Source organism: Ruegeria marina, from assembly GCF_900101475.1.
GTDB classification, from domain to species: Bacteria; Pseudomonadota; Alphaproteobacteria; order Rhodobacterales; family Rhodobacteraceae; genus Ruegeria_B; species Ruegeria_B marina.
This window is the reverse complement of sequence record NZ_FMZV01000010.1, coordinates 62,433-88,116: the sequence shown is the minus strand read 5'-3', so window position 1 is coordinate 88,116 and position 25,684 is coordinate 62,433. Positions and strand designations below refer to the sequence as shown.

Here is a 25,684-nt window from a genome sequence, read left to right as displayed (position 1 = left end):
GCTGGTGCCCCGACCGGCGGGTTTTCGCGTACCGGTTTGCAGATCCCACGACTTGACCTCATATATGGCACATCTCCGGCAGGTTGCCGGAGGCGAGAGGAAAATGACAGCATGACTCGGATGATCCCGATAACACTGGTGCTGAGCCTGGCCCTGTCCGCTGCACCGGCGCTGGCCGGGAATGATAATGGCAAAGGCGCCCAGAAGGGCGGGAACAAGATCACCCGTCCGGCCAACCCAACGAATTCGGTACACTGCCCGCCTGGCCTGGCCAAGAAAGCCGTTCCCTGCGTGCCGCCCGGACAGGCGAAGGCGCGCTATGGCATCGGCGACTACATCGTGCGCGACTATATCCGCATCGACGATCCCTATCGCTATGGCCTGTCACGGTATGGCTATTACGTACGGGCGGGCGACTATGTCTATCAGGTCGATCGCGACACCCACAAGGTGCTGAACCTGATCGGCGCAGTGATCGATATCCTGAACTGAGATCAGCCCCAGGGATCTTTGGGCGCGCGGTCTCTGGACAGGCTTTCCTGCCGCATGGACACGAGCTCCTCGATCGCATCGGCGAGGTGGATGCGGTCGATGTTGTAATCGCCGCGCGCCACCCGGATGCGGTGGGCGCGGATCAGCACATCTGCATGGGTGCAGCCCGCCGGCGGCTCGAACCGGTAGCTGGCCAGTTCGATCAGCAGGCCCAGCGGATCGGTGAAATAGATCGAGTCCATGAAACCCCGGTCGCGGGGACCGGAATGCTTTATGCCGCGTTCGTCCAGCCGCTCCACCGCCTGCCAGAACGTCGCCTGAGAGACATTGAAGGCGATGTGGTGTACGCAGCCCGGGTCGGTGGGCGTGCGCTCCGGCGTGCCCCTGCGGGTTTCATTGGTGAAGACGGTGATCAGCCGCCCGTCACCCGGATCGAAATAGACATGCCCCTCGTCGGGGTTGTCGAGATTGGGCTGGTCGAAGACGAAAGGCATGCCCAGCACGCCTTCCCAGAAATCGATGGTGGATTGCCGGTCGGCTCCGGTGAGCGTTATGTGATGAACCCCTTGGGTCTGCAACTTGCGCATGGTCGCCTCCTTGGTTCGGACATGTCTGCCCCCAGTCTGCCACGGCCTGCGCGCGATGTCCCGCCCTTGCAGGCGGGGATAACACTGTGCCTTTACAGGACCGTCTTTCGGCCCCTCTACTCCGCCGCCACACGTTCGGGGTTGAGCATCGGCTTCAGGTAGCGCCCGGTATGGCTGCGGTCGCTGACGGCGACCTCTTCGGGGGTGCCGCAAGCGACGATCATGCCACCGCCGTCGCCGCCTTCGGGGCCGATGTCGATGATCCAGTCGGCGGTTTTGACCACATCGAGATTATGTTCGATCACCACCACCGTGTTGCCCTGTTCGACCAGCTCATGCAGCACTTCGAGCAGTTTGCGCACATCCTCGAAATGCAGGCCCGTGGTGGGTTCGTCGAGGATATAGAGCGTGCGGCCGGTCGAACGGCGGCTGAGTTCCTTGCTGAGTTTCACCCGCTGCGCCTCGCCGCCCGAGAGCGTGGTGGCCTGCTGGCCCACCTTTATGTAGCCCAGGCCAACGCGGGAGAGCGCATCCATCTTTTCCCGGATCGAGGGCACCGCCTTGAAGAAGTCTTGCGCGTCTTCCACAGTCATATCAAGCACATCGGCGATGCTCTTGCCCTTGAACTTGACCTCGAGCGTCTCGCGGTTATAGCGCGCGCCCTTGCAGGTTTCGCAGGTAACATAGACGTCGGGCAGGAAGTGCATCTCGATCTTGATGACACCGTCGCCCTGGCAGGCCTCGCAGCGGCCGCCCTTGACGTTGAAGGAAAACCGGCCCGGCTTGTAGCCGCGCGCCTTGGCCTCGGGCAGGCCGGCGAACCAGTCGCGGATCGGGGTGAAGGCGCCGGTATAGGTGGCGGGGTTGGAGCGCGGCGTGCGGCCGATCGGACGCTGGTCGATGTCGATCACCTTGTCGAGGAATTCCAGCCCCTTGATCGTCTCGCAGGGCGCGGGCGTCTGGCGGGCGCCATTCAGGCGCATGCTGGCGGTCTTGAACAGGGTCTCGATGGTCAGCGTCGACTTGCCCCCGCCGGAAACGCCGGTGACGCAGACGAACTTGCCCAGCGGGAAATCGGCGGTGACCTCGCGAAGGTTGTTACCGGTGGCCTTGACCACGGTCAGTTTCTTGCCATTGCCCGGGCGGCGGTCGGCGGGCACCGAGATCTCGCGGGTGCCGGACAGGTACTGGCCGGTGACCGAGGCCGGGTCGGCGGCAATCTGGGTCGGTGTACCGTGGCTGACCACGCGGCCGCCATGCACCCCGGCACCTGGGCCGATGTCGAAGACGTAATCAGCCTCGCGGATCGCTTCCTCGTCATGTTCAACGACGATCACCGTGTTGCCCTGGTCGCGCAGGTTCTTGAGCGTGGTGAGCAGGCGGTCATTGTCGCGCTGGTGCAGCCCGATGGAGGGTTCGTCGAGCACATAGAGCACACCCGTGAGTCCCGAACCGATCTGGCTGGCCAGGCGGATGCGCTGGCTTTCGCCGCCCGACAGCGTTCCACTTGAACGGGACAGCGTAAGGTATTCCAGACCCACGTTATTCAGGAAGCCCAGCCGCTCGCGGATTTCCTTGAGGATGGCGCGGGCGATCTCGTTCTTCTGCGCGCTCAGCGCGGCGGGCGCGGTGTCGATCCAGGCATAGGCTTCCTTGATCGACATCTGCACGACCTGGCCCACATGCAGGCCCGCGATCTTGACCGCCAGTGCCTCGGGTTTCAGGCGGTAACCGCCGCAGGCACCGCAGGGACGGTTGTTCTGGTACTGTTCGAATTCCTCGCGGATCCAGGCGCTGTCGGTTTCGCGATAGCGGCGTTCCATGTTGGGGATGACGCCTTCGAAACTGCGGGTCACCTGATAGACGCGGCCGCCCTCGTCATAGCGGAACTGGATCTCTTCCTCGCCCGAGCCGTAGAGGAAAACCTGTTGCACCTTTTCCGGCAGATCCTTCCATGCGGTGTTCTTGTCGAACTGGTAATGGCGGGCGATGGCCTCGATGGTTTGCAGAAAATAGGGCGACTTGCCCTTGCGCCAGGGGGCCAGCGCGCCATCATAGACCTTGAGGCTCTGATCGGGCACCACCAGGCGTTCGTCAAAGAAGAGCTCCACTCCCAGACCGTCGCATTTCGGGCAGGCGCCATAAGGCGCGTTGAAGGAAAAGAGCCGCGGTTCGATCTCGGGGATGGTGAAGCCCGAGACGGGACAGGCGAAATTCTCGGAAAATGTGATGCGTTCGGGGTCGCCCTCGCTTGGGGCGGTTTCCAGGATGGCGATGCCCGAGGCGAGGTCCAGCGCGGTCCGCAGGCTATCGGCCAGCCGGGTTTCCAGCCCCTCGCGCACCACGATTCGGTCCACCACCACGTCAATGTCATGGCGGAACTTCTTGTCGAGCGTGGGCGGTTCGTCCAGCTCGTAGAACTGGCCATCCACCTTGACCCGCTGAAAGCCCTGCTTGCGCAGCTCCAGGAATTCCTTGCGGTATTCGCCCTTGCGATCACGCACGATGGGGGCCAGCAGGTAGCCGCGCGTGCCCTCCTCCAACGCCATGATCCGGTCGACCATGTCCTGCACCTGCTGCGCCTCGATGGGCAGGCCAGTGGCCGGGCTGTAGGGTGTGCCGGCGCGGGCAAACAGCAGGCGCAGGTAGTCGTAGATCTCGGTCACCGTGCCCACGGTCGAGCGCGGATTCTTGCTGGTGGTCTTCTGCTCGATGGAAATCGCCGGGGAAAGACCACTGATATGGTCCACATCCGGCTTTTCCATCATGTCGAGGAACTGGCGGGCATAGGCCGACAGGCTTTCCACATAGCGGCGCTGCCCTTCGGCATAGATCGTGTCGAAGGCAAGGCTCGATTTGCCAGAGCCGGAAAGCCCGGTGATCACCACCAGTTGGTCGCGGGGAATATCGACGTCGATTCCCTTGAGATTGTGCTCGCGCGCGCCGCGTACCTCGATGAACTTCTGCTCAGCCATGAACTGCCCTCGGATCCTATGCGCAACAGATAGGCGATCTGTCGCGAGTCTCCAACCCAATTAACGGAACGTAAGGGGAACAAATCATCCGCACAGCATTTACCTGTTGAATTCATATTTATGAATGTTAAATTCGAGGTCATCACTTCCGGGCCGAAACGCCCATATCCTCAGGCAGGCGACATGTTCTTTTTCAAGAAACCCTCTCCCGTTGGACTTTCCGTGGCCGATGCCGTGCAACAGGCGGCTGACGGCGGACTTCTGCTCATCGACGTGCGTGAGCATGGCGAGGTGCAGTCCACCGGAAAGGCCAGGGGCGCGCTGCATATCCCGCTCATGCGTCTGCGCGATATGGCCGACCGGCGGCACCCGGATTTTCACCCGTTGCTGGCCGATGCTGGACCGATCGCGGTCTATTGCGCGTCGGGCGGTCGGTCTGCGCATGCCGAATCCATCCTGCGCGGCCTCGGGTTTGACCCGGTGCACAATATCGGCGGGCTGGGCCACTGGGTTCAGGCGGGCGGCGCGGTGGAGCGCATCTGATCCCTGTCAGGTCTTGCGCGCCAGCGCCCAGGCGCAGATCGGAAAATCCGGGTCGTTGTCCAGGGGATCGCTCTCGGGGTGATATTCCGGCGGCCAGGGCGTTTCGAGATTGCGCAACGCGGCGTGACGGTTGCCCCATTGCTCGGCCCAGATTTCATCCTCGTCAAACCCGCATTCGATCAGAAAGTTCCTGAGCCCGCGCGCCGACCAGCGCGAATTGTCCATGGGTGCGGCGTGAAACGGGATGAAGAACGGAACGGCGAGCCAGAAATGGCCGCCGGGCCGCAGCATTTCCAGCACATTGAGCGTCGCCTCGTAGGGACGGTCGAGATGTTCCCAGACCTGGTTGGCCATGATCAGGTCGAAGGACAAGAGCTCTCCGGCCTCGTCGCGGTATGGCCCGGCGCAGATGTCATACTCGGGATAGACAAACCGGCGATAGCTGCGAAAGGTGAATTGCTGGCCCCATTTGCCCGAAACCTCGGCCGCGTCCAGCCGGTCAGGGCCGAGATCTTTGATCATCCTGCGGCTGGATCGCGCCATCACGATCCGATTCAGACTCGTCACCAGCACCTCCCCTTTGCAGAAGACAGGTAAGCAGCCTGTGGCCGATGCGTCCAGTCGGGATTAGCCAATCTTTGCCCGCAAACGGCACGAAGAAACGGCTATTCGCTTCGGACCGAAGGCTACAAGGATCCGGACCTCTCCGGCAAAGCTGTGCCCGATCTGTGGTAAGGGCCTGGCAGAACAAAAAAACCCCGCCCGGATCATCCGCGCAGGGGTTAGCCTTGCTTTGCAAGCACCTGTTATCACATGTGAATAACGCGCCCATAAGCGTCGAGCACACTTTCGTGCATCATCTCGCTCAGGGTCGGATGCGGGAAGACGGTATGCATCAGGTCCTCTTCGGTGGTCTCCAGCTGGCGGCCCACCACATAGCCCTGGATCATCTCGGTCACCTCGGCGCCGACCATATGTGCGCCCAAGAGCTCGCCGGTCTTGGCGTCGAAAATGGTCTTGACCATGCCTTCGGCCTCGCCGAGCGCGATCGCCTTGCCATTGCCGATGAAGGGGAAGCGTCCGACCTTGATGTCGTAGCCCAGTTCCTTGGCCTTGGCCTCGGTATAGCCGACCGATGCCACCTGCGGGTGGCAATAGGTGCAGCCCGCGATGCTTTCGGGTTTGACCGGGTGGGCGTGTTTGCCCGCGATCAGCTCGGCCACCATGACGCCCTCGTGGCTGGCCTTGTGCGCCAGCCAGGGCGCGCCGGCGATGTCGCCAATGGCATAAAGCCCCTCGACCCCGGTCCGGCAATAGGCGTCGGTCACCACATGGGTGCGGTCGATCTTGACCCCCAGCGCCTCGAGCCCGAGGTTCTCCACGTTGCCGACAATGCCCACAGCGCTGATCACCGTGTCGAATTCCATCTTCTCGACCTTGCCGCCGGTCTCGATATGAGCGGTCACCTTGCCCTTGCCTCGATCCAGCTGCTTGACCATGGATTTCTCCATGATCTTCATGCCTTGCTTGACAAAGCTCTTCTTGGCAAAGGCGCTGATTTCCGCGTCTTCCACCGGCAGAACACGGTCCATCACCTCGACCACGGTCGTATCGGAACCCAGCGTGTTGTAGAAGCTGGCGAATTCAATGCCGATGGCGCCCGAGCCGATGACGAGCAATTTCTTGGGCATCCGCACCGGTTGCAGCGCGTGCTTGTAGGTCCAGACCAGATCGCCATCGGCCTCGAGCCCCGGCAATTCACGGGCGCGGGCGCCGGTGGCCAGAACGATGTTCTTGGCGGTCAGATCCTGCGTGCCCTTGTCGGTCTTGACCGAGACCTTGCCCTTGGCCGGGATCGTCGCCGCGCCCATCACCACGTCGATCTTGTTCTTCTTCATCAGGTGGCCGATGCCCGAGGACAGCTGCTTGGCCACCCCGCGCGAGCGTTTGACCACAGCGTCGAGATCATAGCCGATGTTGTCGGCCTTCAGCCCGAATTCCTTGGCGCGCTCCATCAGGTGGAACACCTCGGAGGAGCGCAGCAGCGCCTTGGTCGGGATGCAGCCCCAGTTCAGGCAGATGCCGCCCAGATGCTCGCGCTCGACCACACAGGCCTTGAGCCCCAGTTGCGCCGCGCGGATAGCGGCGACATAGCCCCCCGGTCCGGCACCGATTACGATCACGTCATAGGATTGTGCAGCCATGTTCTTCCCTCGGCCAGACCTGCTTCAAAAACTAGTTTACCATTAAACTAATCTTTAAACGACTTCAACAACAGCGTTCCGCGACATATTTGACGCAGGGGCACCCAGTGAACCCGTCATGGTCAAGCCTATACGCTTGGCCCCGGTTTCGCTAGAACTGGATAGGAGGAAACTGGTTCCATTCCCAAGCCGAGGTTTCAACGATGAAGACACTGAAAGACTTGGTTCTTGCATTGATCAACGCGACGCTGATCCTGGTGGCGCTGTGTCTGTTCCTGGCCTGGCAATTGATGTCCACCGTCGATGACATCACCGACCGCCTGACCGAGAGCATCCGGATCTTCGCCCCGGTGCGCGACGAGGTCGCCGGGTTGAGGGCCGAGATATCCGGGTTGCGCGCCGACATTGCCGCGATCGGGGCGCAGGGGGTGCCGATGACACGGGTCGAGGCGCGACTGGATGCGATGGGCGCCCGGTTGGACGACATGCATGCGCGGATGGACGAGCTGGCCACCCTGCCCGACCGGCTGATCGACACGGCGATCGAAACGGCCGCGGACAAGTTTGCCCGCAGCCTGTCGGCGGTCAGGGGCTGCGAACCCATCAACTAGGTGTGGCCTAGCCGGCAGCAGCCTGCAACCGGCGCACGGTCGAACCATAGCCACCGCCATCGACATAGGCGTTTTCCTGCTCGGTACTGTGCCGTTTCAGGGCGTGATTGCGATAGGGGAAGCGGCCGAACTGGCGGATCACCTCGCGATGGGCACGGGCGTGCAGCAGGTTGGATGCTCCCGAAGCCGGCATGCGTTCGCACATCAGGCGCACGCAGCGCTCCTGGTCGCAAAGATTTTCGGAATGCATCAACGGCAGGTAGAAGAACTGCCGCGCAGGCTCGTCGATCTTCATGTCCCAGCCCTTGTCGACCGCACATTTGGCGGCCATCAGCGCCGCGCGGTCGGTGGCAAAGGCCCGGCCCGAGCCACGGAACATGTTGCGGGGGAATTGATCGGTGAGGATGATATACGCCAGAACACCGCTGGGATAGGTCAACCAGAGCGAGAACCGGCCCTCTGACGCTGCCTCCCATGTCGGCAGGAACTTTGCCCTGATGCGGGCGTCTATTTCCTCGTCCTCGATGTACCACCCGTCCGGACCAACCTCGTCCAGCCAGAAATTCAGAATGTCTTCGGGGCCGACCATCGGTCTTTCTCCACGCTCCTGTTTTTTCCCCAGACACTTGGGTATTAAACGATATTTTACAATTTTTTCACAGTAAAAATTTGCAACATACCGACATGGAACAAGCGAAAAATGCCGATTATTGCGACTCTGGCGCCGTCTGGCTGGCCTCGTGCGCGGCTTCTTGTGCAAGCTCGACGGCAACCGGCGAAGCGGTCGGATACATGTAGGCGACGCTACCGGTTTCCTCGATCGGGGTCGAAGCGCGCTGGGTCGCGCGGTAGGCGGCATAGGCTGCAGTGGCGAACATCAGCGCGGCGATGAACACGAAGAATCCCGGCGGGCCGAAAACGCCGTCCGACATCAGCCAGCCGGTCGTGACCGGCCCCGCAATGGCGCCGAGCCCGTTGATGAACACCAGCCCGCCCGAGGCCGCCGGCATGTCGTCATAGTCGAGATAGTCGTTGGTATAGGCAATGAGCAGCGAATAGAGCGGGTTGGAAAGCCCGCCGATGATCAGCGCCGCCAGCAGCAGCAGTTCGAACCGCTGGCCCATGAGGACGCCCAGCATCGCCCCGCCGCCGCCCAGAAGCGCCACGAACAGGATCAGCACCCGCCGGTCCATACGGTCGGACAGCCAGCCCAGCGGGTATTGCAGGAACAGGGCGCCGACATAGAAGGTCGCGATGAAGATCGACAACTGGGTCAGCGTCAGGCCGACATTGGCGGCATAGACGGCGCTCATCCCGAACTGGGCCGAGAACACGCCCCCCAGCAGCAGCATGCCGACACAGCCCAGCGGCGACGTCTTCATCAGCGCCTTCAGGCTCATCGGCTTGGTACTGTCGAAGGCCGGGGTCGGCGAGATCGACAGCAGGATCGGCCCGAAAGAGACCGACACCAGGATCGATGCGATGATGAAAGCCTCGTAGCCGCCCGGGTCACCTACCTGGATCAGGCCCTGCGCCACGATGATGCCGGTCACCTGGACGATCATGTACAATGACAGCGCCTTGCCCCGGTTCGAGTTGTCGGCGGCATTGTTGAGCCAGCTTTCCGCCGTCACGTAGACACCCGAGAAGCAGAATCCAATGATGACGCGCCCCAGCATCCAGGCATAGGTATCAGGCAGAACGGGATACATGATCATCACTGCCGAGATGAACGAGGCCAGTGCCGCAAAGACGCGCACATGCCCCACCCGCCGGATCATCTCGGGCGCCATGCGCGAACCGCCGAGAAAGCCGACAAAATAGGCGGACATCACCAGCGACATCTCGAAGGTCGTAAACCCTTCGATCTCGCCGCGCACGCCCAGCAACGTGCCTTGCAGCCCGTTGCCGACCATCAGAAGGCCGATACCCAGTAGCAGCGCCCATGCGCTGGAAAGAACCTGAAGCATTAGTCGTCACCTTCGATGGCGATGGGCGGACCTCTTGTCCAAAGATGGCCTGACCGCACCGGGCGTGTCCACGCCAAAAGCGGCGGGGACGCAACCGTTACCGTCTAGCCGGGAAAAAGCAGCGAGGCATCGCCATAAGAAAAGAACCGGTAACCGCTGTCGACAGCATGGGCATAGATGCGCCGGATGCGCTCCTGCCCCATCAACGCCGAGACCAGCATCATCAGGGTCGATTTCGGCAGGTGGAAATTGGTCATCAGCCCATCGGCGACCCGGAAGTGGAAACCGGGGTAGATGAAGATGTCGGTGTCGCCCTCCCAGGGGGCAATGGCGCCGCCGCGCGCGGCGCTTTCGATCAGGCGCAGCGCGGTGGTGCCTACCGGGATCACCCGTCCGCCGGCGGCCTTGGTGGCGGCGATCTCGGCCGCGGCCTCGGGGCTGACACGGCCCCATTCGGCATGCATCCTGTGGGTTGTCACGTCCTCGACCTTGACAGGCAGGAACGTGCCCGCGCCCACGTGCAGAGTGACATGGCTGAAGCTCACGCCATGGGCAGCCAGCGCCGCCAGCAACGGTTCGTCGAAATGCAGCGACGCGGTGGGGGCGGCAACGGCCCCGGAATGGCGGGCCCAGACTGTCTGATAGTCGGTCTTGTCCTGTGCGTCGGCTGCGCGCTTGGCCGCGATATAAGGCGGCAGGGGCATGGCGCCCGCCTCGGCCAGGGCGGCATCGAAATCCTCGCCCGCGAGATTGAACCCCAGATATGCCTGACCTTCGGCAATACGGTCGACAATAGCCGAAAGATCGGCGGAAAAGGTGATTGTCTCGCCTTCAAGCAGTTTGCGCAGCGGTTTGACCAGCGCGGCCCAGGTTCCGTCCGGCTGCGGCTCGAGAAGCGTCACCTCGATTCGGGCCGAGACCTCGCCCTGAGCGCTCTGCCGGATCCGGCTGCCGCTGAGGCGGGCGGGAATCACCCTGGTGTCATTCAGAACCAGACGATCCCCGGGGCGGAGCCATTCAGTCAGGTCCGATACGATGGAATCGGTGATCGTGTCGCCCTGGGCTACCAGCAGGCGCGCCGAGGAACGCGGCCGCGCCGGCCGGGTTGCGATCAGCCCCTCGGGCAGGTCGAAATCGAAATCGCTCAGTTTCATGGCCCGCGCCTATAGAGGGCGCCGGATGGTTTGACCACAGGCAAAGTGATCAACGGTCGCCTCCATCCGAAGGTGGGCGCGGTTCCGTCTCTGCGTCTGGCGGCGGCGTTTCACCCGGAGCCAGCGGGACCTGCGGGGCCGGAGCGCGGATCACGTCGCGCAGGAACCCCGGCGCGAGACCCGAAAGCGGGTTCACGAAGACCTGCGGTTTGTCCAGCGGCCCGGTCAGGGTATAGTTGAAACCGAATAGCCCTTCGCCCTTGCGGGTCAACACGCTGCCGATCCCGTTGACCAGGTAGATCGGAGAGATCACGCCGCGCAAGTCCAGCATGCGCCGTTCGGTATCGACGACCCCGTTCATGGACAGGCCGATCGACGGGCCGACGGCGCTGCCTTCGAGCACGGTAAGTGTCGTGGGACCGAGCCGCATCCGCCCGTCGATCTCTCCGAACAGGATGCCCTGCCCCGACATTTCGTCCAGCAGCCCCACAAGGCTCATGGCGTTCAGCAATGCGGCCATGGCGGGCGCATCCTTGATGCGGGTGCTACGCACGCGGAGCAGGCCATCATAGTTTCCCGCCTCGCCCACCGGGTCGAGCGACAACTGGAAGCTGCCACCATGCGCTTGCGTGATGATGCCGGCGGCACGAAAAACCGCACCCGCATCAGCAGACCGCAGAACCATGCCGCTGCGGCCGCTGCGGGGGATCATCTGGCCTTCGAGCTCCGCAGCCCCGTTCAGCCTGCCTGTGAAACTGCCCGCCAGACCGCCAGCGGTGGAGAAGGCGCCGCGCATGCCGGTCAGCGCCAGCGTGTCGCTGATCTGGAGCCGGTCAAGTGTCACGCTGAGCGCAGGGCCGCCCCCTCCCCCACTGCCTCCGACCGAGGCGCCGAAAGTGGCAGTGCGCAAGTCCATACGTCCGCCAAGCACCGTGATATCGGGAACCCGGCCCTCGCGTCCGGTCAGTTCCACAGGCACCGCCAACCAGTCGCCCAGTTCGAAGGTGCTGAACCGGGCCTTGTCGAAACTGCGATCGTCCCGGAAATCGATGGTGCCCGTCGCGCGCAGGCTGGCGGCATCGATCTCGAGCTTGTCCACGCTGCCACCCGCGCCCAGCGTCGCCCCCAGGACCAGACGCCCGGTTGTTGCCTCGGGCTTGATCCAGCCCAACTCGGGAAGCTCCAGACGAACCCCGGCGAGGTTCGTGTCCGCTTCGAGCCGCATCGGTTGGCCGCCACCGATGCCGAGGCTGAACCGCGCCTGGCCGCTGCCTGTTACCATACCCTCGGGCAAACCAAGCCGCTGTTCGCGCAGGAGGACCGGAGAGAGTTCGATGGTTCCCGCAAGTTCGCTGCGTGCCGCAGCGCCCTCGGCGAGCGGTTGCCGCCACTGCACCCGGGCAGGCACCGAGCCAAAGAGCCCATCGCCCCGAATCGATACCTGGGCCTGGTTGCCGGTCACCTCGAGGCGTTTCGCCGAAACCTCGGTGCCCGGCACCAGGTCTGCGCTGCGCACATCGTCGATGGCTCCGCTGAAATGGAATTCCATATCGCTCAGCTTGACCTGATCGCGCAAGGGCAGCGCCAGCGTACCGGCCAAGGCTGCCCGTCCCTGGGCAATGTTCACCGGAAGACCCGCCTTGTCCATGATGCTTAGAGGTGGACGGTTCAGCAGCGACAATGCGGCAGTAACCGAACCGTTTGCAGTGATCCTGGCAATTCCCGGCGCGGATTTTCGGATGCCGATATCGGGAATGATGAAGGACGTACCGCTCGCGTCGATCGGGCCACCCGCCTCGGGCCGAATCTGACCTGCGTCCGCCGTCACCGCGAACCGGCGCCCCAGAAGGCTGGCCTGTCCACGCGCGTTGACCAGAGGCGGCAATGTCCTGGCAAAGCGGATCTCGGCATCGGCAAAGTCGAAATCTGCATAGAGGTCAGGAGGCACGCCTGGCCTGAGCCTGAGCGCAAGGTCGAGATCGCTCAGTTGCGCCTTGCGCAGATTCTCCACCACCCATTCGCGTGGTTTGGGGGCTACCTTTTCCGGCCAGTAGCCCAGCACCTGCGCAGGCGTGATCGCGTCAAGCTGGGCATCGAGCGCAAGCTGCCAGCCCTCGGGATCAGCCATCAGGTCGCTGCGCACCAGCAGGGTGCGATCGTCGTCAATCACGTTCATCCGCCCGACCTGCACATGAAACGGATCGAGCCGCATCTGGAAATCGATCTCGGCCCGTTCCAGTTCCAGCGGATCGTCGAAGACATTTGCCGGGTTTACCCGCAGGCCCGACAGGCGAAACTGCGCAACCAACCGGTCGAGCCGCCCTTCGTCGAGACCATCAAGATAGGCATCGCCCTCGGCGTCGGCGGCCCCCCAGGCACTGTCGACCGAGACTTCGGCAAAGCTCAGTTTCCGTTCTGCCGGCAAATAGGTGAAATAGGTCCGCGCCCCGGTAAAGGGGATCGGGCGCGTGTTGGGGTTGGGCTGAACGACGCCAGCGCCGATATGCAAGGTCGCCGAGATCGGCAAGAGTGCGCCATCCTCGCCAATGCCGCCGCGCACTGCGCCCGAGATCGGTGCGTCGAGCACCTGAAACCAGGCCAGCGCCGGAGACTGCGCCGCGATATCGATGGCGGCGACATCCGTCACGGAAATTCCGAAGCTCGCGGTGGGCTGACCAAGGGTGGAGCTGTAGTTGGCCTCGAACCGGCTGGCATAATCGCGACCGCTGAGAACCGAGAATTCGGTCGCCATGCGTATTGCGTCGCTGTTTCGGGTCAGCAGCACCTGGCCGCCATCCAATGTCCAGGCCCGGCCCTGGCGCATATCCTCGTATTCCAGCCCAAGCGACGTCACCTCGATCGAGGTGAGCGCCTGAAGCGCCGGGTTCAGGAATACGCCGTCGAACGTCTCGAGCATCCGAACAAGGGTCGGAGCCTGTTCCACCGCCGCCCTGCCATCGCCGAGAGACAGGGTGAAGGCGCCCTCGGCATCACGCCGCAAATTGGCATGAGCGCCACTGAGCGAGATCCGCTTGGGTTGTATCTGGCCGCGCAGAAGCGGCCGCATGGCGAGGCTGGCTTCGGCATCACTGAGCCGGGCGATCACGCGGCCCTCGGCATCGGAAAGTTCGACATCGCGCAGGCGCAGGCGGGGTCGCCAGCCCTTGTTGATGACGAGTGACACGTCGCCAAAGCTGACGCGCTTGTCGCCGAGCACGGTGTTCAGGCGGGATTCGACCCGCGCCTGCAACCAGGGTGGTGCCTGCAACCTGTGTCCCACGACCATAAGCGCCGAAAACGCGGCCAGAAAAACCAGAAGAATTGCCCCGCGCATAGCCCAGACAAGCGTAACCCGCCGCCTGCTGCGGCGCGATTTTTCCGGCGCATCCCGGCCTGTTTTTGGCTCGGTCTCTTTCAACTTTCCTGCCGCGACCTATTATGCACGCAACTTATCCATGAAACCCTTGGCGGAGTTTTCCGATGCCCGACATTTCCGATATCGCCCCCGATTTCACGCTGCCCCGGGACGGCGGCGGCGAGGTCAACCTGTCCGACCTGCGCGGCGGCGCTGTAGTTGTTTTCTTCTATCCCCGTGACGATACTCCGGGTTGCACCAAGGAATCCATCGGCTTTTCCGAGCATCTGCAAGCCTTTGCCGATGCAGGCGCAACGGTTCTTGGGATTTCCAAGGACACGGTGGCCAAGCATGACAAGTTCGTTTCCAAGCACGGGTTGACAACGACGATGCTGTCGGATGCCGACAGCGATACCTGCGAACGCTACGGGGTCTGGGTGGAAAAGAACATGTATGGAAAAAAATCCATGGGAATCGAGAGGTCGACCTTCCTGATCGACGCCGAGGGCCGGATCGCAAGGGTCTGGCGCAAGGTCAAGGTCGATGGCCACGTGGCCGAGGTGCTGGACGCGGTGCGGGCGCTGTGAGCCTGACGCTGACTGAAATGGCGGTGGAGGTACTCTCCACCGCCGACGGGCGCGCCAAGACCGCGCTGTCGCGCCGCCATGCGGAGGCATGGTTCGCGGCGCGCCGGGGCGAGGCGGCGCCAATAAAGGTGGGCGCCGCCAGCCCTCCGTTGCATCCGGCCCGCCCTGCAAGACCCGAACTCCTGAACCCGCGCGACGTGCCGCGGCGGCGTCCAGGTTCGGAGGCAGGGCGGATCGCCCTGTTGCACGCTGTGGCGCATATCGAACTGAACGCGGTCGATCTGCACTGGGATATCGTGGCGCGGTTCGGGCATGTTCCTATGCCGATCGGATTCTATGACGACTGGGTCAAGTGTGCCGACGAGGAATCCAGGCATTTCAACATGGTATGCGATGTTCTTGAAAGCATCGGCAGCCATTACGGCGCGCTTCCCGCCCATGCCGGCATGTGGCGCGCAGCCGAGGACACGGCCGAGGACCTGATGGGCCGGCTGGCGGTGGTGCCGATGGTACTGGAAGCCCGCGGGCTGGACGTGACGCCGGGCATGATCGAGATATTCCGAAAGGCGGGACTGGCTCAGGCAGTCGCCGCGCTGGAGGTGATCTATACAGAGGAAGTGGGCCATGTGGCCTATGGGTCGAAATGGTTCCATTTCCTGTGCGGCCGCGAGAACGCCGACCCCAAGGACGTGTTCCATGCCTTGGTCCGACGCTACTTCCATGGCGCGCTGAAGCCCCCTTTCAACGAAGAGAAACGCGCCGAAGCGGGCCTGCCGCCGGATTTCTACTGGCCGCTCGCCGAAGAAACCGAGGCGCGCGACCGTGTAGTCCGAGGGTGAAATCTGATCCGGTCGGCGGATTTTTGCCAAAAAATCAAGCATGCCTTGGGTGTTGTCGCACAATCGGTAAACAAACTTGCCCGATCGGGTACAAGCGCTTATTCACTCGGGCCAAGGCCCGGCGCCACTCAGCCGGATGGGCCTTCGAGGGGACTAGCAAGGGATGGGCGGGTGCGGACACGTCTGGCGATCAAGATACACGCGTTTCTGGAGCAACGGTTTCCCGAACGCCGGGTCTTTCTGAAATCCGACAGCGACACGCGATTCATCCGGCTCAGGTCGGAAACACAGATCGTCGCCTTCGCGGGGGCGACGCTTTTCGTGGCCTGGACCATCGTGGCCACCGCGATCTTGTTGATGGACAGCATCGGGTCGGGCAATTTCCGGGAACAGGCCAAGCGAGACCAGGCCACCTATCAGGACCGGTTGAACGCGATCTCGGCCGAGCGCGATGCCCGCGCGGAAGAAGCGGTGGCAGCACAGCGCCGGTTCAATGCGGCGCTGGCGCAGATCTCGGTGATGCAATCGGAACTGCTGGAATCCGAGACCCGTCGGCGTGAGCTGGAAACCGGGATCGAAGTGATCCAGACCACCCTGCGCGCCACGATGAAACAGCGCGAGATCGCGCGTGAGGCGCTGGCCGCCCTGAAGGAAGAGACCGGCGAAAACGGGGCCATCCAGCTGGCCGCGACCGAGATGCCGGCGCAGATGACATTCATGGCCGAGGCGCTGGAACGTACTGCACAGCAGCGCGACCAGATCCGTTCGGACGCACAATCGGCGCTGCAGGCGCGCTCCGATCTGGAGCTGGAAATCAAGCTGATGCAGGAGCGCAACGACCAGATCTTCCGCCAGCTGGAAGAGGCGATGACCGTCTCGGTCGAGCCGCTGGACAAGATGTTCCGCGCTGCTGGCATGCCCACCGACAGCATTCTGGAACAGGTACGGCGTGGATACAGCGGCCAGGGCGGGCCGCTCACCCCTTTATCCTTTTCCACCCGAGGTGAAGAACCATCCGCCGACGAGATCCGGGCCAACAACCTGTTGCAGCAGATGGATCAGCTGAACCTGTATCGCATTGCCGCGGAACGGGCGCCATTTGCCAACCCGGTGCGCGCCGCGGTCCGGTTCACAAGCGGTTTCGGCTACCGGCGCGACCCCAAGACCGGCGGCCGGAGGATGCACAACGGATCGGATTTCGCGGGCAAGCACGGCACCGACATCTACGCCACGGCTGATGGCGTGGTGACTCATGCGGGCTGGGAATCGGGGTTCGGCCGCCTCGTGAGGATCAGGCACGACTTCGGCATCGAAACGCTTTACGCCCATAATTCGCAGATCCGCGTGAAGGTCGGTCAAAGGGTCTCGCGCGGGGATCATATTGCTGATATGGGTAGCACCGGACGGTCCACCGGTACCCACCTCCATTACGAGGTGCATGTCAACGGACGACCCGTTAACCCCATGACTTACATCAAGGCTGCACGCAATGTTTTCTAAGAGCAAAATCAACGAGCCCGCCCCCAAGGCACCCGAGGCGGCAAAACCCGCCGCACCCACGGCCCCCGCTGCGCCCGCTCCGAGCGATTACAAGGCGGCAGCTCCAAAGCCGAAACCGCCGGCATCGGTGCTGTCCTCGGATCTGCACATCACCGGCAACATCAAGACCACCGGCGACATCCAGGTCGAAGGTTCGGTCGAAGGCGACATCCGCGCCCATCTGCTGACCATCGGTGAAACCGCGACCATCAAGGGAGAAGTCACTGCCGACGACGTGGTGATCAATGGCCGCATCGTCGGCCGCGTGCGTGGTCTCAAGGTCCGCCTGACCTCGACCGCGCGGGTCGAGGGCGACATCATCCACAAGACCATCGCGATCGAAAGCGGTGCTCATTTCGAAGGCTCGGTGCAGCGCCAGGACGATCCGCTGAACCCCGGTCGCGCGGCCAAACCCGCCGCCAACCCGGCAGCGGCGGCCCCGGCGGCCAAACCCGAAAGCGCCTGAATCCGAATACGGAGAACTGCTCCGACAAAATTGGAAAAACGCCGCGAGAAGTTTCTCGCGGCGTTTCTCGTGTTGCGTCTGGTCGAAGGCGACGGAAGATTTTTCGTCGAAAAATCTTGTCCTCACGGACCAACCGGCGCTCTCACTCGGTTACGGAAACCTTCTTCATCATGTCGGGCTGACCGATCACCGACCCGTTCGGACCGGTGCCGCGCTTGATCGCGTCGACCACGTCCATGCCATCGGTTACCTTGCCCACGACGGTGTATTGTCCATCGAGGAAAGGGCCTGGCGCGAACATGATGAAGAACTGCGAGTTGGCACTGTTGGGATCCTGCGCGCGCGCCATGCCGACGACACCGCGTTCATAGGAGATGGACGAGAATTCGGCCGGCAGATCGGGGCGGTCTGACCCGCCGCGTCCCGCCAGCCGCATGTCACCACCCAGAAGCCCGTACTGAACGTCACCGGTCTGTGCCATGAACCCGTCGATCACCCGGTGAAACACCACGCCGTCATATTTGCCCTCGGCGGCAAGCGCAGTGATCTGTTCCACGTGTTTGGGCGCGACATCCTCGAACAGGTCTATCGTGATCGTGCCGTTGGCCTCGCCCGCGACCTCGATCCTGAGGCCGGTCGCACCGGCCGGCACGGCCATCAGCGCCAGAAGGGCTGCGAGCTTATACATCTGCCGCCACCTTGACACTGATCATACGGTCCGGATTCGCCGGCGGCTCGCCGCGGGTGATCGCATCGACATGTTCCATACCCGAGATGACCCGGCCATAAACGGTGTACTGGCCGTTCAGGAAATGGTTGTCCTTGAAGTTGATGAAGAACTGGCTGTTGGCCGAATTCGGGTTGGCCGAGCGCGCGGCGCCCAGAGTGCCCCGGTCGTGCGGCAGCTTGGAGAATTCCGCCGGCAGGTTCGGCAGCGACGAACCGCCGGTACCCGCCATGCGGATGTTGAACCCGTCTTCCATATCGCCATTGGCCACGTCGCCGGTCTGCGCCATGAACCCGTCGATCACCCGATGAAAGCAGACATTGTCATATTCTCCGGCACGGGCCAGTTCCTTCATCCGCTCGGAATGCTTGGGCGCCACGTCGGGCAGAAGCTCGATGACGACATTGCCGTCCTTGAGCTCGATGATGATGGTGTTTTCGGGATCCTTGATTTCGGCCATCGGGCCCTCCTGTCGCGTTGATTGCCCGGAACCTAACCATCACGGGCGCAATCGACAAGGCACGCCATTGACGGGCGCGCGCTTTCGGGTAGAGAAACGCGCAAGCATTTGATCAGGGAGATTGCGGGCGATGGGCTGGAAAACACTCGACGACATGGATCTGAACGGCAAGCGCGTGCTGGTACGTGTTGATATAAACGTGCCGATCGTCGATGGCGTCGTGACCGACTCCACACGTATCCGTCGCCTGATGCCCACCATCCGCGACATCATCGCAGCAGGTGGCCGCCCGATCCTGCTGGCGCATTTCGGGCGCCCCGGCGGCGAACGGCGCAAGAACCTGTCGCTGAACCAGCTGGTGCCGACGCTTGAACGCGCCTTTGGGACCAGGGTTCTTTTTGCCGACGACTGTGTCGGCCCCGCCGCCGAGGAAGCCGCCGAGTCCCTGCAACCGGGCGAGGTTCTGCTCTTGGAGAACACCCGTTTCCACGCCACGGAGACCAAGAACGACCCGACGCTGGCCGCGGGCATGGCGCGGCTGGGCCAGGTCTATTGCAACGATGCGTTTTCCGCCGCCCACCGCGCCCACAGCTCGACCGAGGCAATCGCCCGCCTGCTGCCATCCTGCGCGGGGCGGCTCATGCAGGCTGAACTGGAGGCGCTGGAAAAGGCCCTTGGCAAGCCCGAGCGCCCGGTGACGGCCGTTGTCGGCGGCGCCAAGGTGTCGACCAAGCTGGAACTGCTGGGCAACCTCATCGAAAAGGTCGATTACCTGGTGATCGGTGGCGGCATGGCCAATACCTTTCTGGCGGCCAAGGGCATGCCCGTGGGCAAGTCGCTGGCAGAACGGATCATGAAGGACACCGCCGTCGAGATCATGGCCAAGGCCGAGGCCGCAGGGTGCACGATCGTGCTGCCGACCGATGTGGTGGTCGCGGAGAAATTCGAGAGCCACGCTGCGCATCAGGTGCTGCCGGCAGACCGCTGCCCCGACGAAGGGATGATTCTGGATGCCGGCCCCGAGAGCATCACCACCATCAAGGCCATTTTCGAGAAAAGCCGCACGGTGATCTGGAACGGGCCGCTGGGCGCCTTTGAACTTGAACCCTTCGATGCAGCGACCAACGCCGCCGCCCTGAAGGCGGCGGCCCTGACGCGCGCCGGCAAACTGGTTTCAGTTGCAGGCGGCGGTGACACGGTGGCCGCGCTGAATGCAAGTGGCGCGGCAGGCGATTTCACCTATATCTCGACCGCCGGCGGCGCATTCCTTGAGTGGATGGAAGGCAAGACCCTTCCGGGTGTTGCCGCCCTGATGCAGGACGGCTGACCGGCTCGTCGGTTTTCCGCGCGCCGCTACCGGCGCGCGCGATCCCATGCGGGGCCAAGGTTGCCGCCATCCGGCCCGTCGTCATCCTCGGGTGCGATGGCGTTGCGCATGTCGTTCAGGTCCAGGCTGTGCAGCCAGCGCAGCCCGGTCGTCATGAAGACCAGACGGAACATCATGCCCTCCCCATGTCCCTATCCGGCTGCGACTGCATGGCGTCGAGCGTCCGCAGCAGCCCTTCGTGGCGGGCCAGTTCATCTTTCAGCGAAAGTTTGCGTCGCTTGAGCATTCGCAGTGTCTGGGCACATGGCGCGGGACGCTTCAACTCTTGCAGGATGCGCTGTTTCAACTCCTCCCTGCGGTCCTTCAGTACCGCCATTCTCAGTTTCAGCGAGAAGGCGCGGACCCGGTCTTTTGCAGTCATCATTGGTCTCCTCCGTTTGGCGTGTTTGCCGCGACATCTTCGCGGCATGAAACCAAGATGGGATCCGGTCACATGGAAAGAAGCCAATGTGACCATAGATTAGGATAGGTTTTACCTATTTTATCGAGGACCCCATGCCCCCGGATATCACCCTGCGCCAACTCACCTATTTCTCGACCCTGGTGGCCGCTGGCCAATATCGGCGGGCCGCGCGCAGCCTGGGGATCAGCCAGCCCTCGCTCAGCCTCCAGATCGCCGCGCTGGAAAAGGCGATCGGTGCGCGGCTGATCGAGCGCCGCCGCAGCGGCCTGATCCTGACGCCTGAAGGCCGCGACGTTTCGGAACTGGTCGCGCGAATCCTGCGCGAGGTCGACGCGCTGACCCTTTATACCAGCCCGATGCGGGACAACATGAGCGGTACCCTGCGGCTTGGGTCGACACCGACCATAGGTCCCTATCTGCTGCCGCGCGTCCTGCGGCAACTGCACAGGCAATTTCCAAAGTTGAAACTGGCGATCCGGGACGGGGCGCCACAGGAACTGACCGAGGATCTGGTTGCAGGTCGCTATGACATGATATTGACCCAGTTGCCGGTTGGGCGCGACGACATCAAGGTGGCAGCCCTCTTCCGCGAACCCCTGGAACTGGCCGTCGATCCGGATCATCGCCTGGCTGCCGCCGGCCAGGTCCGGCAATTCGATCTTGCCGGTGAAACCATGTTGAGCCTCAGCCCCGCCTATGCCCTCCATCGGCAGATTCAAGTCCTGTGCCAGAACGCGGGTGCCCATCTCAGCACGGAGTTCGAGGGCACCAGTCTGGACGCCTTGCGCCAGATGGTGTCTCTGGGAATGGGTATCACACTGCTGCCTGCTCTCTATGTGGCCTCCGAAGTCCGTGCCCGCCAGGCCGACGTGACGACACGTCCGCTGCGCCCGGCAATGCACCGGACCGTCGGGTTGGCCTGGCGGGCCGCAAGTGGCAAACCACCCGCGATCGACAGGTTCACCGATCTAATGAGACAGGTCATTCGCGAGGAAATGTCCAATGTGCTCCTTCCTGTCACGTGAGACCGGACAGCTGACGACCACCGGAAAAAGAGGGATTCACATGACAAAGCGCTTATGGCATAGTGCAGCCAGGTGCCCGGAAGAGGCGCTTTAAAGGCAGTTGAGCGGCAGGTATCCGAGTGTCCACTTCGACAAGACCGAGTTTCGGCGCGCTGATCTTTTTCGCGGTGTCATTCGCTTTGGGCACCTATTTTACCTTTGCCGCCGTCCAGGGAGATTACGGTCTTTTTCGCAGGGTGGAAATCGCGGCAGAACGGGACATGCTGTCGCGCAGGCTTGCAGAACTCGAAGGCCAGATCGACCAGATGGAAAATCTGACACGCAGGCTCTCCGACGATTATCTTGACCTGGACCTTCTGGATGAACAGGCCCGTTCGGTCCTGGGTCTTCTCCGGGCCGACGAGATCGTGATCCGCTGATACCGGGCGTGGGATTTCCCGAAAATCCTGCAACAAAATCTTCGGCGAAGATTTTGTGCATCTGTCTGCCGATTTACGCCGCGTCATATTACCTCTCGCCATAGGCGCGCAAATGCTCTATTTAATAGTTTAATGCTAAACTATCTTGCCGAAAGGGGGGAACCGCAGTGACGACCACCAAGAAGACGCCAAGAAAATCAAATGTTTCCGCTGAAGAGCTGAAACACTACTACCGCGAGATGCTGCTGATCCGCCGATTCGAGGAAAAGGCCGGTCAGCTCTATGGGATGGGTCTGATCGGCGGTTTCTGCCACCTCTACATCGGACAGGAGGCCGTTGTCGTCGGACTTGAGGCCGCCGCCGAGGAAGGCGACAAGCGGATCACCTCCTACCGCGATCACGGCCACATGCTGGCTTGCGGCATGGACCCGGGCGGCGTGATGGCCGAACTGACCGGCCGGATCGGCGGCCTCAGCAAGGGCAAGGGCGGGTCAATGCACATGTTCTCGAAAGAGAAGCATTTCTACGGCGGTCACGGCATCGTGGGCGCTCAGGTGCCGCTGGGCGCAGGCCTCGCCTTTGCCGACAAGTACCAAGGCAATGGTCGCGTGACATTCGCCTATTTTGGCGATGGGGCCGCCAACCAGGGCCAAGTCTACGAGACCTTCAACATGGCCGCAATCTGGCAATTGCCTGTGATCTTCGTGATCGAGAACAACCAGTATGCCATGGGTACCGCGCAGAAACGCTCCACCTCCTCGCCCGATATCTACACGCGAGGCGAAGCCTTCGGCATTCCAGGCGAGACGGTCGACGGGATGAACGTGCTCTCGGTCAAGGAGGCCGGAGAGAAGGCCGTTGCACACTGCCGCTCCGGCAAGGGGCCCTATATCCTTGAGGTCAAGACCTATCGCTATCGCGGCCACTCGATGTCGGACCCGGCCAAGTACCGGACCCGCGAAGAGGTGCAGAAGGTGCGCGAGCAAAGCGACCCGATCGAGATGGTGCGCGAGATGCTGCTGAGCGGCAAACACGCCACCGAGGATGACCTGAAGGCGATCGACAAGGAAATCAAGGAGATCGTCAACCAGGCCGCCGAATTCTCGAAAGAAAGCCCCGAGCCGTCCGTAGACGAGCTCTGGACCGATATCTACGCCTGAGAGGACATCACGACATGGCAACCGAAATTCTGATGCCCGCCCTGTCCCCCACCATGGAGGAAGGCACCCTGGCCAAATGGCTGGTCAAGGAAGGCGACACCGTATCCTCTGGCGATATCCTGGCCGAGATCGAGACCGACAAGGCCACGATGGAGTTCGAGGCGGTCGACGAAGGTATCGTCGGAAAGATCCTGATCGCCGAGGGCACCGAAGGCGTAAAGGTCAACACCCCGATCGCCATCCTGGTCGAAGAAGGCGAAAGCGTCGACGCCACGCCGGCGGCCGCACCCGCGGCTGCCGCGGGCAACGAGGCGGCCCCTGCAGGGGGCTCCGAGGCGCCCGCAGCCCCGGCACCGGCACCGGCACCGGCCGCGCCCAAGGTGGACCTGTCGCCCGACTGGCCGGCGGATGCACCGATGAAGACGCAGACCGTACGCGAGGCGCTGCGCGACGCGATGGCCGAAGAGATGCGCGCCGACGAAAGCGTCTACCTGATGGGCGAGGAAGTCGCCGAGTACCAGGGCGCCTACAAGGTCTCTCAGGGTCTGCTCGACGAGTTCGGCTCCAAGCGCGTGATCGACACGCCGATCACCGAACACGGGTTTGCCGGCATTGCGGTCGGCTCGGCCTTTGGCGGGCTGAAACCGATTGTAGAGTTCATGACCTTCAACTTCGCCATGCAGGCGATCGACCAGATCATCAACTCTGCCGCCAAGACGCTCTACATGTCGGGCGGGCAGATGGGTTGCCCCATCGTCTTCCGCGGACCCAATGGCGCCGCCGCCCGCGTGGCCGCCCAGCACAGCCAGGACTATGCCGCCTGGTACATGCAGATCCCCGGCCTGAAAGTGGCGATGCCCTATTCGGCCGCCGACTACAAAGGCCTGATGAAAGCGGCGATCCGCGATCCGAACCCGGTGATCTTCCTGGAAAACGAGATCCTCTATGGCCGCAGCTCCGAGGTGCCGCAGATCGATGACCTGGTGGTTCCCTTCGGCAAAGCCCGAATCTGGCGCGAGGGCACCGACGTGACCATCGTCAGCTTCGGCATCGGCATGCAATACGCGCTCGAGGCCGCCGACCGCCTCGCCGCTGACGGCATCAGCGCCGAGGTGATCGACCTGCGCAGTCTGCGTCCGATGGACCTGCCGACCGTGATAAATTCGGTGATGAAGACAAACCGCCTCGTCACCGTCGAGGAAGGCTGGCCACAGGGATCCGTCGGCAGCTACATCGCCTCCGAGGTGATGCAACAGGCGTTCGACTATCTCGATGCGCCGGTCATCACCTGCACGGGCAAGGACGTTCCGATGCCCTATGCGGCGAACCTGGAAAAACTGGCGCTGGTCACCACCGACGAGGTGGTCGCGGCCGTCAAACAAGTGACCTATCGGTAAGGAGCGACAGACATGCCCACCGAAATCCTGATGCCCGCCCTCTCTCCGACCATGGAGGAAGGCACTCTGGCGAAATGGCTGGTCAAGGAAGGCGACACCGTCTCCTCGGGCGACCTGCTGGCCGAAATCGAAACCGACAAGGCGACGATGGAGTTCGAAGCCGTCGACGAAGGCGTGGTCGGCAAAATCCTGGTGCCCGAGGGCACCGAAGGGGTCAAGGTAAACACCCCCATCGCGGTTCTGCTGGAAGAGGGTGAAAGCGCGGGCGACATCCCCAGCGCACCGAAGGCGGCCCCGGCCGCCGCCGCGGGCAACGAGGCCGCCCCTGCAGCGTCCGAGGCGCCCGCAGCCACCCCCGCACCGGCCCCGGTCCCGGCCGCGCCGAAGGCCGCCGATGGCGGCCGCGTCTTCGCCTCGCCGCTGGCACGCCGGATTGCCGCCGACAAGGGGTTAGACCTGACACAGATCGCGGGCTCCGGCCCGCATGGACGCATCGTCAAGGCGGATGTGATCGGGGCAACCGCGCCTGCTGCGGCGCCTGCGCAGGCTGCGGCACCCGCAGCAACCCCTGCCGCGGCGCCTGCCGCCCCGGCTGCGGCCCCCAGCGGCCCCAGCGCCGACATGGTCGCCCGCATGTACGAAGGCCGCGCCTACGAAGAAGTCAAACTCGACGGCATGCGCAAGACCATTGCCGCGCGCCTGTCCGAGGCCAAGCAGACCATTCCGCATTTCTACCTGCGCCGCGACATCAAGCTGGATGCGCTGATGAAGTTCCGCGCGCAGCTGAACAAGCAGCTCGAAGGGCGCGGCGTCAAACTGAGCGTCAACGACTTCATCATCAAGGCGGTCGCCAACGCGCTTCAGCAGGTGCCGGCCTGCAACGCGGTCTGGGCCGGCGACCGGGTGCTGCAACTCAAACCCTCGGACGTGGCCGTGGCGGTCGCCATCGAAGGCGGCCTCTTCACCCCGGTGCTCAAGGATGCCGACATGAAGTCGCTCTCGGCGCTCTCGACCGAGATGAAGGATCTCGCCGCCCGCGCCCGCGACCGCAAGCTGGCACCGCATGAATACCAGGGCGGCACCTTCGCCATCTCGAACCTCGGCATGTACGGGATCGACAATTTCGACGCCATCGTGAACCCGCCGCACGCGGGCATCCTGGCGGTCGGCAGCGGAGTCAAGAAGCCCGTGGTCGGCGCCGATGGCGAATTGACCGTGGCCACCGTCATGTCGGTGACCATGTCGGTGGATCACCGGGTGATCGACGGGGCGCTCGGCGCGCAACTGTTGCAGGCAATCGTCGACAACCTGGAAAATCCGATGGTCATGCTGGCCTGACCTTCGGGACAGATCACGATAAGGCCCGCCGGATCGCTCCGGCGGG

The 25,684-nt window shown here is 63.0% G+C and carries 25 protein-coding genes; 13 read left to right on the top strand and 12 right to left on the bottom strand.

The annotated features are described in order from the left end of the window. Positions 1-111 precede the first annotated feature (111 nt). The gene (locus BLT75_RS14545; RefSeq protein ID WP_093033105.1) at positions 112-492 is read left to right on the top strand and encodes a hypothetical protein; all 381 of its coding nucleotides are present in this window, start codon (positions 112-114) and stop codon (positions 490-492) included. Positions 493-494: 2 nt separating this feature from the next. On the opposite strand, the gene BLT75_RS14540 is transcribed toward BLT75_RS14545, so the two are convergent. Beyond that, on the bottom strand, positions 495-1,079 hold the full coding sequence (locus tag BLT75_RS14540; protein ID WP_093033101.1) for a VOC family protein: 585 nt from the start codon (positions 1,077-1,079) through the stop codon (positions 495-497). 116 nt (positions 1,080-1,195) lie between these two features. Next, positions 1,196-4,054: an excinuclease ABC subunit UvrA gene (uvrA, locus tag BLT75_RS14535; RefSeq protein ID WP_093033098.1), complete on the bottom strand. Its 2,859-nt coding sequence runs from the start codon at positions 4,052-4,054 to the stop codon at positions 1,196-1,198. A gap of 183 nt (positions 4,055-4,237) precedes the next feature. Here uvrA and BLT75_RS14530 point away from each other — a divergent pair, with 183 nt between their 5' ends. Beyond that, the gene (locus BLT75_RS14530; RefSeq protein WP_093033296.1) at positions 4,238-4,597 is read left to right on the top strand and encodes a rhodanese-like domain-containing protein; all 360 of its coding nucleotides are present in this window, start codon (positions 4,238-4,240) and stop codon (positions 4,595-4,597) included. Positions 4,598-4,603: 6 nt separating this feature from the next. On the opposite strand, the gene BLT75_RS14525 is transcribed toward BLT75_RS14530, so the two are convergent. After that, positions 4,604-5,164 carry a methyltransferase domain-containing protein gene (locus BLT75_RS14525; protein ID WP_245706538.1) on the bottom strand — a complete coding sequence of 187 codons (561 nt, stop codon included), beginning with the start codon at positions 5,162-5,164 and terminating at the stop codon, positions 4,604-4,606. A gap of 242 nt (positions 5,165-5,406) precedes the next feature. Then, complete coding sequence (gene lpdA / locus BLT75_RS14520; RefSeq protein ID WP_093033095.1) at positions 5,407-6,801, bottom strand: dihydrolipoyl dehydrogenase; 1,395 nt, start codon at positions 6,799-6,801, stop codon at positions 5,407-5,409. A gap of 203 nt (positions 6,802-7,004) precedes the next feature. Here lpdA and BLT75_RS14515 point away from each other — a divergent pair, with 203 nt between their 5' ends. Continuing rightward, complete coding sequence (locus tag BLT75_RS14515; RefSeq protein ID WP_093033092.1) at positions 7,005-7,412, top strand: ATP synthase subunit B family protein; 408 nt, start codon at positions 7,005-7,007, stop codon at positions 7,410-7,412. A 7-nt stretch (positions 7,413-7,419) separates the two neighbouring features. Here BLT75_RS14515 and BLT75_RS14510 read toward each other — a convergent pair whose 3' ends face one another. The 4 genes from BLT75_RS14510 to BLT75_RS14495 all read right to left on the bottom strand — a co-directional run bounded on the left by BLT75_RS14510 (position 7,420) and on the right by BLT75_RS14495 (position 13,954). Then, entirely contained in the window at positions 7,420-8,001 is a 582-nt protein-coding gene (locus BLT75_RS14510; RefSeq protein WP_093033089.1) for a DUF924 family protein, read from the bottom strand. Positions 8,002-8,119: 118 nt separating this feature from the next. Continuing rightward, positions 8,120-9,382, bottom strand: a complete 1,263-nt coding sequence (locus tag BLT75_RS14505) for an MFS transporter (RefSeq protein WP_093033086.1) — start codon at positions 9,380-9,382, stop codon at positions 8,120-8,122. Between the two features lie 104 nt (positions 9,383-9,486). Then, entirely contained in the window at positions 9,487-10,536 is a 1,050-nt protein-coding gene (gene queA, locus BLT75_RS14500) for a tRNA preQ1(34) S-adenosylmethionine ribosyltransferase-isomerase QueA (protein ID WP_093033083.1), read from the bottom strand. Positions 10,537-10,585: 49 nt separating this feature from the next. Further along, positions 10,586-13,954: a YhdP family protein gene (locus tag BLT75_RS14495; RefSeq protein WP_245706537.1), complete on the bottom strand. Its 3,369-nt coding sequence runs from the start codon at positions 13,952-13,954 to the stop codon at positions 10,586-10,588. 62 nt (positions 13,955-14,016) lie between these two features. On the opposite strand from BLT75_RS14495, the gene BLT75_RS14490 reads away from it, so the two are divergent. The 4 genes from BLT75_RS14490 (at position 14,017) to BLT75_RS14475 (ending at position 17,322) form a co-directional block, all read left to right on the top strand. Then, complete coding sequence (locus tag BLT75_RS14490) at positions 14,017-14,478, top strand: peroxiredoxin (protein WP_093033077.1); 462 nt, start codon at positions 14,017-14,019, stop codon at positions 14,476-14,478. A gap of 17 nt (positions 14,479-14,495) precedes the next feature. Then, positions 14,496-15,317 (top strand): ferritin-like domain-containing protein, encoded by an 822-nt coding sequence (locus BLT75_RS14485; RefSeq protein WP_176828039.1) that lies wholly within the window; start codon positions 14,496-14,498, stop codon positions 15,315-15,317. A 171-nt stretch (positions 15,318-15,488) separates the two neighbouring features. Beyond that, positions 15,489-16,817 carry a M23 family metallopeptidase gene (locus tag BLT75_RS14480; protein WP_093033071.1) on the top strand — a complete coding sequence of 443 codons (1,329 nt, stop codon included), beginning with the start codon at positions 15,489-15,491 and terminating at the stop codon, positions 16,815-16,817. Then, entirely contained in the window at positions 16,807-17,322 is a 516-nt protein-coding gene (locus BLT75_RS14475; RefSeq protein ID WP_093033068.1) for a bactofilin family protein, read from the top strand. Before BLT75_RS14480 ends, BLT75_RS14475 begins: the two co-directional genes overlap by 11 nt. Before the next feature lie 142 nt (positions 17,323-17,464). Here the strand turns inward: BLT75_RS14475 and BLT75_RS14470 are convergent, their stop codons facing one another. Both BLT75_RS14470 and BLT75_RS14465 read right to left on the bottom strand, forming a co-directional pair. Further along, on the bottom strand, positions 17,465-18,010 hold the full coding sequence (locus BLT75_RS14470; RefSeq protein WP_093033065.1) for a peptidylprolyl isomerase: 546 nt from the start codon (positions 18,008-18,010) through the stop codon (positions 17,465-17,467). Continuing rightward, the gene (locus tag BLT75_RS14465; RefSeq protein WP_093033062.1) at positions 18,003-18,509 is read right to left on the bottom strand and encodes a peptidylprolyl isomerase; all 507 of its coding nucleotides are present in this window, start codon (positions 18,507-18,509) and stop codon (positions 18,003-18,005) included. The genes BLT75_RS14470 and BLT75_RS14465 overlap by 8 nt, the downstream gene beginning before the upstream one ends. Before the next feature lie 130 nt (positions 18,510-18,639). Between BLT75_RS14465 and BLT75_RS14460 the strand changes: the two genes are divergently transcribed. Then, entirely contained in the window at positions 18,640-19,836 is a 1,197-nt protein-coding gene (locus BLT75_RS14460; protein ID WP_093033059.1) for a phosphoglycerate kinase, read from the top strand. 26 nt (positions 19,837-19,862) lie between these two features. On the opposite strand, the gene BLT75_RS24390 is transcribed toward BLT75_RS14460, so the two are convergent. After that, entirely contained in the window at positions 19,863-20,009 is a 147-nt protein-coding gene (locus BLT75_RS24390; RefSeq protein ID WP_176828033.1) for a hypothetical protein, read from the bottom strand. Further along, positions 20,009-20,257, bottom strand: coding sequence for an HP1242/YdcH family protein (locus tag BLT75_RS14455; RefSeq protein WP_218128921.1), 249 nt, complete (start codon positions 20,255-20,257; stop codon positions 20,009-20,011). The genes BLT75_RS24390 and BLT75_RS14455 overlap by 1 nt, the downstream gene beginning before the upstream one ends. Before the next feature lie 134 nt (positions 20,258-20,391). On the opposite strand from BLT75_RS14455, the gene BLT75_RS14450 reads away from it, so the two are divergent. From BLT75_RS14450 to BLT75_RS14430, 5 genes are all read left to right on the top strand, one after another. Further along, positions 20,392-21,324, top strand: a complete 933-nt coding sequence (locus BLT75_RS14450; RefSeq protein WP_093033053.1) for a hydrogen peroxide-inducible genes activator — start codon at positions 20,392-20,394, stop codon at positions 21,322-21,324. A 119-nt stretch (positions 21,325-21,443) separates the two neighbouring features. Next, positions 21,444-21,743, top strand: coding sequence for an FtsB family cell division protein (locus tag BLT75_RS14445; RefSeq protein ID WP_093033050.1), 300 nt, complete (start codon positions 21,444-21,446; stop codon positions 21,741-21,743). Between the two features lie 167 nt (positions 21,744-21,910). Continuing rightward, positions 21,911-22,903, top strand: coding sequence for a pyruvate dehydrogenase (acetyl-transferring) E1 component subunit alpha (pdhA, locus tag BLT75_RS14440; protein ID WP_093033047.1), 993 nt, complete (start codon positions 21,911-21,913; stop codon positions 22,901-22,903). Positions 22,904-22,917: 14 nt separating this feature from the next. Further along, positions 22,918-24,300 carry a pyruvate dehydrogenase complex E1 component subunit beta gene (locus BLT75_RS14435; RefSeq protein WP_093033044.1) on the top strand — a complete coding sequence of 461 codons (1,383 nt, stop codon included), beginning with the start codon at positions 22,918-22,920 and terminating at the stop codon, positions 24,298-24,300. Between the two features lie 12 nt (positions 24,301-24,312). Beyond that, positions 24,313-25,638, top strand: coding sequence for a pyruvate dehydrogenase complex dihydrolipoamide acetyltransferase (locus BLT75_RS14430; RefSeq protein ID WP_093033041.1), 1,326 nt, complete (start codon positions 24,313-24,315; stop codon positions 25,636-25,638). The last annotated feature ends 46 nt before the right edge of the window (positions 25,639-25,684 follow it).

Bases quoted from the DNA above. Each gene is read 5' to 3' on its own strand.
- BLT75_RS14545 (WP_093033105.1), top strand. From the start codon at position 112: ATGACTCGGATGATCCCGATAACACTGGTGCTGAGCCTGGCCCTGTCC.
- BLT75_RS14540 (WP_093033101.1), bottom strand. From the start codon at position 1,079: ATGCGCAAGTTGCAGACCCAAGGGGTTCATCACATAACGCTCACCGGA.
- uvrA (WP_093033098.1), bottom strand. From the start codon at position 4,054: ATGGCTGAGCAGAAGTTCATCGAGGTACGCGGCGCGCGCGAGCACAAT.
- BLT75_RS14530 (WP_093033296.1), top strand. From the start codon at position 4,238: ATGTTCTTTTTCAAGAAACCCTCTCCCGTTGGACTTTCCGTGGCCGAT.
- lpdA (WP_093033095.1), bottom strand. From the start codon at position 6,801: ATGGCTGCACAATCCTATGACGTGATCGTAATCGGTGCCGGACCGGGG.
- BLT75_RS14515 (WP_093033092.1), top strand. From the start codon at position 7,005: ATGAAGACACTGAAAGACTTGGTTCTTGCATTGATCAACGCGACGCTG.
- BLT75_RS14510 (WP_093033089.1), bottom strand. From the start codon at position 8,001: ATGGTCGGCCCCGAAGACATTCTGAATTTCTGGCTGGACGAGGTTGGT.
- BLT75_RS14505 (WP_093033086.1), bottom strand. From the start codon at position 9,382: ATGCTTCAGGTTCTTTCCAGCGCATGGGCGCTGCTACTGGGTATCGGC.
- queA (WP_093033083.1), bottom strand. From the start codon at position 10,536: ATGAAACTGAGCGATTTCGATTTCGACCTGCCCGAGGGGCTGATCGCA.
- BLT75_RS14490 (WP_093033077.1), top strand. From the start codon at position 14,017: ATGCCCGACATTTCCGATATCGCCCCCGATTTCACGCTGCCCCGGGAC.
- BLT75_RS14485 (WP_176828039.1), top strand. From the start codon at position 14,496: ATGGCGGTGGAGGTACTCTCCACCGCCGACGGGCGCGCCAAGACCGCG.
- BLT75_RS14475 (WP_093033068.1), top strand. From the start codon at position 16,807: ATGTTTTCTAAGAGCAAAATCAACGAGCCCGCCCCCAAGGCACCCGAG.
- BLT75_RS14470 (WP_093033065.1), bottom strand. From the start codon at position 18,010: ATGTATAAGCTCGCAGCCCTTCTGGCGCTGATGGCCGTGCCGGCCGGT.
- BLT75_RS14465 (WP_093033062.1), bottom strand. From the start codon at position 18,509: ATGGCCGAAATCAAGGATCCCGAAAACACCATCATCATCGAGCTCAAG.
- BLT75_RS14460 (WP_093033059.1), top strand. From the start codon at position 18,640: ATGGGCTGGAAAACACTCGACGACATGGATCTGAACGGCAAGCGCGTG.
- BLT75_RS24390 (WP_176828033.1), bottom strand. From the start codon at position 20,009: ATGTTCCGTCTGGTCTTCATGACGACCGGGCTGCGCTGGCTGCACAGC.
- BLT75_RS14455 (WP_218128921.1), bottom strand. From the start codon at position 20,257: ATGACTGCAAAAGACCGGGTCCGCGCCTTCTCGCTGAAACTGAGAATG.
- BLT75_RS14450 (WP_093033053.1), top strand. From the start codon at position 20,392: ATGCCCCCGGATATCACCCTGCGCCAACTCACCTATTTCTCGACCCTG.
- BLT75_RS14435 (WP_093033044.1), top strand. From the start codon at position 22,918: ATGGCAACCGAAATTCTGATGCCCGCCCTGTCCCCCACCATGGAGGAA.
- BLT75_RS14430 (WP_093033041.1), top strand. From the start codon at position 24,313: ATGCCCACCGAAATCCTGATGCCCGCCCTCTCTCCGACCATGGAGGAA.